Below are 7,554 nucleotides of genomic sequence, written 5' to 3'. Positions count from 1 at the left end.
AAAAAATTGTTTCCACTGCTGCCATGTCGGGCTGATATTCCAGCAGCACCTTTTTTAAGCCGTCATAGATCAAAGTGACCCGCTCAACTAATTCCAATTTAGGATTCACAGAGATCACGTCACAACCTGCTGATAAGATCTGGCGTCTTTCCGTTTCCAGAATGCCATAACCACAATGCAGTGTGCCAGGGTCAATTCCCAGTATTATCACAAATCATATCCGCTGGTTTATTCAGCACTTAAGCGTTCAAATACTTCATCCGATATTTCGTAATTGGCATATACTTTCTGAACGTCGTCCAGATCTTCCAGCCAATCAAGGAGCTTGAATAATTTCTCTGCTATATTATCAGCATTTATCACATTTTTGGGGATCATGGTAAGCTCAGCCTTTTCCACTTCATATTCATTTGATTCCAGAGCCAGCATCACGCTGTGAAGCTCAGTATAAGGAGTATAGATTGTGATGCTGTCTTCCTCTATCTCCACATCGTCTGCTCCTGCTTCCAGAGCATCCATCATCACTTCATCTTCATCTTTACCGGGATTTTTCACTACGATCATTCCCATTCTATTGAACATCCAGGCTACTGCCCCACTCTCTGCCAGGTTGCCACCGTATTTTGAAAAAGCATGCCGCACCTCGGATACTGTACGCTGCTTATTATCTGTGAGAGTTTCCACCAGAATTGCTATTCCATTATGCCCATATCCCTCATAGGTGCATTCTTCATAGTTTACGCCTTCCAATTCTCCAGTTCCCTTCTTAATGGCTCGCTCAATATTTACTGCCGGCATATTAACTGATTTGGCTCCTGATATTGCTACTCTCAGACTAGGGTTACTGTCCACATCTCCACCGCCTTCACGGGCTGCTACTGTGATATCCTTGATATATTTGGTAAATATTCTTCCCCGCTTGGCATCTGCTGCCCCTTTTTTATGTTTGATTGAACTCCATTTATTGTGTCCTGACATTCTACCTCCAGTTTTTTTTCTATTTTTTACTAATCCAATTTATTAAGCTGCTTTTCTTTTTGGCAAGTAAAAAGTACTCAAGTTTCAAGAACCGTGTCCCTCACGCCTCTATCTGTGGATAGAATGGACTTAGTGGACATCATGGACATTATAAAATCCTTTCAAATTTAAGTCCTCTTAGTTCATTATGTCCATTATTTCCTTTATGAGTAGCAGGAATATTTCTGCTGATTGTGACTGGTGGATTTTGCCTGTCTCAGATACCCAAGTAGTTTAAAACTATAAATATAAAGTTGTTTGTTGACATGAAATAGTAAATTATTGATTTTGTCCTCTATTGCCTGAAGTTATAGGATAAAAAATAAAGAAGTAAAAATATAGCGAGGGAAAGATGAAGAAATATGATATGACACAAATTCGCAATGTTGCTCTTGTAGGTGGCAGCGGCAGTGGAAAAACTACGCTGGCTGAGCACATATTAAACGTCGCCAAGAAGACTTCCCGTATTGGTCGGGTTGAAGATGGAAACACTGTAATGGATTACACTCAGGAAGAAATTGATAAAGGCATGTCCATGTCATTATCGCTGGCAAATTTTGAATGGAAACACAATAAGATCAACCTTCTGGATACACCGGGAACAGCAGATTTTGCTGCTGATCAGCTTTCAGCCAGCCAGGCTGTAGAAACTTTGCTTTTTGTAGCAAATGCAGCTTCCACCAGTTTTGAAGTAGGTTTGGAGCAGGTTTTGGAATTGCTGGAAGAAGCTGATTGTGCCAGAGCATTAATAGTGAATGGCATGGATCGTGAAGGAGCAGATTTCAATAAAACACTGGAATTTATCCGCGATAACTCAGATTATAATCCAGTTCCTTTACTGGTACCAATAGGTTCAGAATCAAAATTTGAAGGCGTGGTAGATATAATAAAAGGAAAAGCATTCATCAAGGGCGAAGCAAAAGATATTCCTGCAAATATGGTAGATATGATAGAAGAATCACGCATGTCATTGATGGAAGCAGTCGCTGAAAGTGATGATGCTCTTCTGGAAAAATATTTTGAAGCTGGTGAGCTTACAAGTGAAGAACTGGCTGGCGGGATTAAAAAAGCTATTAGTACTGGCTCATTATTCCCTGTATTTGCGGTTTCTGCAGCAGAAAACATTGCCATTGATTCACTGCTGAATGCTGTGACAGATTATCTCCCTTCACCTGCTGAGTTAAATAAAATAAAAACAACGGTAAATGATGAAAATCAGGAAATAATCTGCTCTGAAGATGGTCAGTTACTTGCTTATTCTTTTAAGCTTTCCAGTGATGCCAATCTGGGCGAGATTGCCTACGTTCGCGTGTTTTCAGGAAAACTTACCGCTGCATTAGACGTATATATTCCTGAGAAAGCATCTAAGGACAGAATTGGTTCCATGTCTTATTTCGTAGGAAAAAGCCGTAGTGATGCTGAAGAGCTTTGTGCTGGTGATATTGGTGGATTGGTGAAAGTGAAAGCTATCCGGTCATTTAATTCTATCGTTAAGCAGGGAAGTGATATGCGTAAGAAAGCTATCACCTTACCTACTCCGGTTTACTGGCAGGCGATCTCAGCTGTATATCAGAAAGATGAAGACAAGATCGGAAGTGGTTTAACTAAACTTTTGGATGAAGACCCAACTTTGAACCTGAGTATGAATACAGAAGCCGGTGAATATGTGCTTTCTGGTATTGGTGATCAACAGATTCAGCTTGTCCTAAAGAAATTATTGAGCCGCTTTAAAATAGAGGCTTCTCTGCAAACTCCATCTGTGAACTATCGCGAGACCCTTCAGGGTGGCACTGTAGACGTGAGCTATAAGCACAAAAAGCAGTCTGGTGGACGTGGACAGTATGCGGAAGTATACTTCCGTGTAAAACCTATGGAGCGTGGTCATGGATTTGAATTCAAGAACTCCGTTGTAGGAGGAACTATTCCGTCTAATTACATTCCCGCGATTGAAAAGGGACTGAAAGAGATACTTGTGAAAGGCGTAATTTGCGGAAATCCGATTGTGGATGTTCAAGTAGAAGTATATTTTGGCAGTTACCATGATGTGGATTCTTCTGAGATGGCATTTAAGATAGCTTCCTGGCAGGCAATGAAAAAAGCATTTGCTGAAGGTAAACCAATTCTGCTGGAACCCATTCATAACGTGCAGATCATTATCCCAAATGAATACATGGGCGACGTGATGGGTGATATTTCTACTCGTCGTGGACGCATCAGCGGTATGGAACAAAAAGGTCGTAAACAGATATTGAATGCCACTATCCCACTCGTGGAATTATACAACTACTATCCAGTTCTGAAATCACTCACACAGGGACGTGGAAAGTTCATTCAGGATTACTCACATTATGAAAAAGTGCCAGCTGAGATCACCCTGAAAGTGATAGCAGCCCATGAAAGCGATGATGAAAGTTAAATAAGAAATTTTCTATAAATCTTAAAGCTTCAGCTATCCGCTGGAGCTTTTTTTTGTGAACTTTGAAGTTGTTAAAAATAAGGTGTATTTATCACTATAAAGGGAATCATCATACCCAGCAACAGATACTGATCAAAATTACTTCTGAAAAAAGGAGGTAGTTCAGTTCAAACTTTTTTCCTTGACAGCTAAATTATCTACTATAGGCAAATTAATAACTTATGATATATTTGAATTATGAATTGACGGAATAGAATTTTGATTGCAAATATAGTAGAGGTGAGTTTAAAATCAGTGGCAATTAATAATAAAAGGAGCGTTTTATGAGTGAAGGAATTATTTTTAACAGGCGAGCATCGGGATTGGTCCGGGAGCTATCCTGGTTTGATGTATTCATCTTTGTGGTAGCTGGTCCGGCAGCTTCGGGAGTTATGTTCTATTCTGTATCGACAGCAGCGGATTTTCCGGGAGCTAATCTACCTCTGGCATTTTTTTTGGGACTATTGATATTTTTGCCCATCATGCTTTTAGTGGCGATGAATTCGGCAACCATGCCACGCTCAGGCGGTTTATATATCGCCGTCAGCCGGGTAATGGGACCCACTCTGGGCTTTTTATGTGCCTGGCTACTCTTTATTGGCTATGGAATATCCAGTGGCGTTTTGGGATATCTTGTTGTGGGATTGATGGGAGCAATGTTTTCAACTGCCGGGTTATCAAGTTCCATAGCCTGGATGACGAATTTGGGACAATCCATGCAAACCCCTTTATGGCAGACTATTGGTGGAGTGATCTGGGTGATATTGTTCTGGTACATTGCTTATACAGGAATACGAAAAGTTAAAAAAATAATGCGGATAGCATTCTTTATACCATTAGTGGGCACAGTAATTGCCATCTTCTGGTTTTTTAATTCAGGAGGTATGGATCAGGTAGCAGCTGCATTTAATAATACCTGGGGTTCAGGAGCATTTCAGGCGATCCTGGATAAGGCAAAAAACTTAGGCTGGGAACGTCACAGTTTTTCTTTTAGTGCTACGGTTCAAGCATTGATAGTGGTATTGTGGGCATATCAAAGCATTACGATCATAAATTATGCCGGAGGAGAAATTAAAACTCCCAAGACCACTATGGTACGCGGTTTTATGATCGGAACCATTTTTGTGGGCTTATTTTACATGACCATTGTCTGGGCGGTATATTCGGCTTTTGCTGGATTTATTGGCAGTTATGACTTCTTGTATGACCAGCATCCCGAAGTATTAAAAGGAATAATTGGTGAAGCCGTGCAACCCTCAATTCCCTTTTATTTTATGACGATATCGGGTAATGTCTGGTTTGGACTGGCAGTATCACTCAGTATAGCCCTCTGGTTTGCGAATTCCATTTTACCAGGATTTCTGGCAAATTCGCGTCTTGCTTTTGCACTGTCTATGGATAAATCATTTCCCAAAGCACTTAGTGCAGTAAATCGCCGTACAGGTTCACCTACCAACGCAGTTCATTTAAATGCAGTATTTTGTATATTAGGTGTGCTCATCATGGTGCTTTCAGTTAAAGTGATCCTTTCGATACTTCTTTTCACATCATTCTTTATCTTTTGGGCATTTGGTTTAAGCGCTATGCTATTACCTTATCATAAGCGAGAAATTTATGATCGATCACCGGTGAAATGGGAAATTTTTGGTGTACCGGTAATGACGATTCTGGGCGGCTTTACCTTTATTGCCGGCTGGTTTTTCCTCTATCTATCAATGGAAAATTTTACTCCGGCAGTGATGCTGACTTTGATTGGGATCATGGTAGTTGGGTTGATAGTATATCTGGTTCAGCAGAACAAAAACAGAAAAGAAGGGATCGATACTAATATGATATATTCTCAGATCCCACCAGAATAAGGAGAGATTTTGCAGAAATTATTTTTTTCAGTAGATGTACATGGAGCAAACAGTGTCTGGCGCAAATGGCTTAGAGTGCCGGAAATATATGGAGTGGATGCCATGCTTTTGTGTGGTGACCTCACCGGCAAATCACTGATCCCTGTGATTGAACAGAAAGGTGGTGGTTACAAAGCCTTTTATTTTGGTAAAAACTGGAGTTTAAAGACTGAAGAAGAAGCTATCGAGATGGAAAAACGTATCTCGGATGCTGGAGCATATACGCTGCGCTGTGATATGGATAAAGTGAAAGAACTGCAGAAAAATCCCAAGGTTCTGGAAGACCTGATGCTCAATTTGATAAAACAGCGCATGCACGACTGGCTGGAGATGCTGCTGGATAAAGTAGACGTAGATAAAGTTGATGTGATCGTAATGCCGGGAAATGATGATGACTGGATAGTAGATGAAGTAATCAAATCATTTATTCCCAGGAACATCAAGTGGTGTCTGGATCAGGTAGTGGAAGTTCTGGGAATTCAGATGATAAGTCTTGATTATGTGAATCCCACCCCCTGGGATACACCGAGAGAAGATTCGGAGCGGGGACTAAAAAAGCGGATCACTAATCTGGTTAAAAAGCTGGATGATCCCGGAAAAGCGATCTTTAATTTCCACACTCCACCTTATGGGACAATGCTTGATCTGGCACCCGAACTGGATGCCAGTAAAAAACCGGTTACGGTAGCCGGACAAGTCAACTTTGTGCATGTAGGCAGCAAAGCAGTTTATGATGCTATCAAAAAGTATCAGCCGACGCTGGGACTGCATGGGCATATTCACGAATCCTACGGCACTGATAAAATTGGGGAGACGCCAGTAGTTAATCCCGGTTCAGAATACGGTGAAGGTATCCTGCGCGGATATATCGTGGAAATAGATAACGGCAAGGTTATTAATCACTGGAAAGTGGAGGGATAATGGGACATCCTTTTTTACCTGAAAAAGATAAATTTACTGCTGAAGAACTGGAGCAGCAGGAAAACAGCTTCCGCCAGCTGCTTGACCAATTGATGAAGAAAGCGGAAGAATGTAAGGTGGTAATGAGGGTTATCGGCTCTATTGCATTCCGCATAAGAGCTCCGGAATATGTGTATATTGAGTATAAGAATAACCGCTATCTTACAGATATAGATTTTATTGTCTACAGTCGGGATATTGTCCGCGTTCAAGATATGTTCTTTGAGCTGGGCTGGAGTGAAAATCAATCTGTACTGCGACTATCTGGGGATAAACGGCGCATATTCTATCATCCCACAGAAGATATTCACTCCGATATTTTTATCGATAAACTGCGCTTCTGTCATCCCGTAGATTTCCGCAAACGACTGGAGATTGATTATCCCACTATCAGCCTGATAGACCTGATGCTGGAGAAGCTGCAAATCGTGGAGATCAACCGTAAAGACTTGGTGGACATGATGTTGCTTTTGCGCAAGTATCCGCTCTCAAATCAAGAAGAACCAGATAATATTAATGTTAAATACCTTGCCAAAATCTGCTCCAAAAACTGGGGCTGGTGGCGCACAGCTACTATGAATTTGGACAAACTGCTGCATTTTGTGAAAGAATATCTGGAAGACAAAGAAGATATCCAGATAGTAACTGACAAGATCAACCAGATGAAAGAAAATATCGCAGCCCAGCCAAAATCACTGGGCTGGAAACTGCGCAGCATATTTGGAGATAAATTCAAGTGGTATGATGAGGTGGAAGAGGTTGATCGGAATTGATTAGCCAAAGCTACTCACATTTTGTGAAAGTGCCTGATGATATCTAAATAAATTAACTGATTTATATCTGAAGCTCCAGCAATCTGCTGGGGCTTTTTTTTAAGAATTTAACAGAATATGATTAATTCATTTGACAGAGTTTTTATGATATTTATATAGTGAAATAAGTAAGTAACTGACAAGGAGAAAATATGTTAGAAAGACTTTATATAAATAATTACCGATGTCTGGTGAACTTCGAGATCAAGTTTGACGAGATAACACTATTACTTGGTACTAATGGAACAGGTAAAACCTCTATATTTGACATATTACATAAACTCAGGCAATTGATTATTGATAATGCAAAAATTGGAGAATTATTCAACTCTGAAGACTTAACAGTATGGCTGGATTCAAATATTCAGACAATAGAATTACATGTGAAAGGAAATGGTGGTGAATATAGATA

General features: G+C 40.4%; 7 protein-coding genes. 5 read left to right on the top strand and 2 right to left on the bottom strand.

What is annotated here, in order from left to right; all coding sequences use genetic code 11:
* Both RAO94_03045 and RAO94_03040 read right to left on the bottom strand, forming a co-directional pair.
* Positions 1-211, bottom strand: a 211-nt coding sequence (locus tag RAO94_03045; GenBank protein MDP8321311.1) for a crossover junction endodeoxyribonuclease RuvC, incomplete at its 3' end; no start/stop codon positions are given.
* A gap of 17 nt (positions 212-228) precedes the next feature.
* Complete coding sequence (locus RAO94_03040) at positions 229-978, bottom strand: YebC/PmpR family DNA-binding transcriptional regulator (protein ID MDP8321310.1); 750 nt, start codon at positions 976-978, stop codon at positions 229-231.
* 391 nt (positions 979-1,369) lie between these two features.
* On the opposite strand from RAO94_03040, the gene fusA reads away from it, so the two are divergent.
* The 5 genes from fusA to RAO94_03015 all read left to right on the top strand — a co-directional run.
* Complete coding sequence (fusA, locus tag RAO94_03035; GenBank protein ID MDP8321309.1) at positions 1,370-3,433, top strand: elongation factor G; 2,064 nt, start codon at positions 1,370-1,372, stop codon at positions 3,431-3,433.
* Between the two features lie 323 nt (positions 3,434-3,756).
* Complete coding sequence (locus tag RAO94_03030; protein ID MDP8321308.1) at positions 3,757-5,331, top strand: APC family permease; 1,575 nt, start codon at positions 3,757-3,759, stop codon at positions 5,329-5,331.
* Between the two features lie 9 nt (positions 5,332-5,340).
* Positions 5,341-6,291 (top strand): hypothetical protein, encoded by a 951-nt coding sequence (locus RAO94_03025; GenBank protein MDP8321307.1) that lies wholly within the window; start codon positions 5,341-5,343, stop codon positions 6,289-6,291.
* Positions 6,291-7,103 carry a hypothetical protein gene (locus RAO94_03020; protein ID MDP8321306.1) on the top strand — a complete coding sequence of 271 codons (813 nt, stop codon included), beginning with the start codon at positions 6,291-6,293 and terminating at the stop codon, positions 7,101-7,103. Before RAO94_03025 ends, RAO94_03020 begins: the two co-directional genes overlap by 1 nt.
* A gap of 191 nt (positions 7,104-7,294) precedes the next feature.
* Positions 7,295-7,554 (top strand): AAA family ATPase (locus tag RAO94_03015; protein ID MDP8321305.1); only part of this gene is annotated, 260 nt, incomplete at its 3' end.

Origin of the sequence: Candidatus Stygibacter australis, from assembly GCA_030765845.1 — a bacterium.
In the GTDB taxonomy this organism is placed as follows: Bacteria; Cloacimonadota; Cloacimonadia; order Cloacimonadales; family TCS61; genus Stygibacter; species Stygibacter australis.
This window is presented reverse-complemented; position numbering and strand designations above follow the sequence as displayed.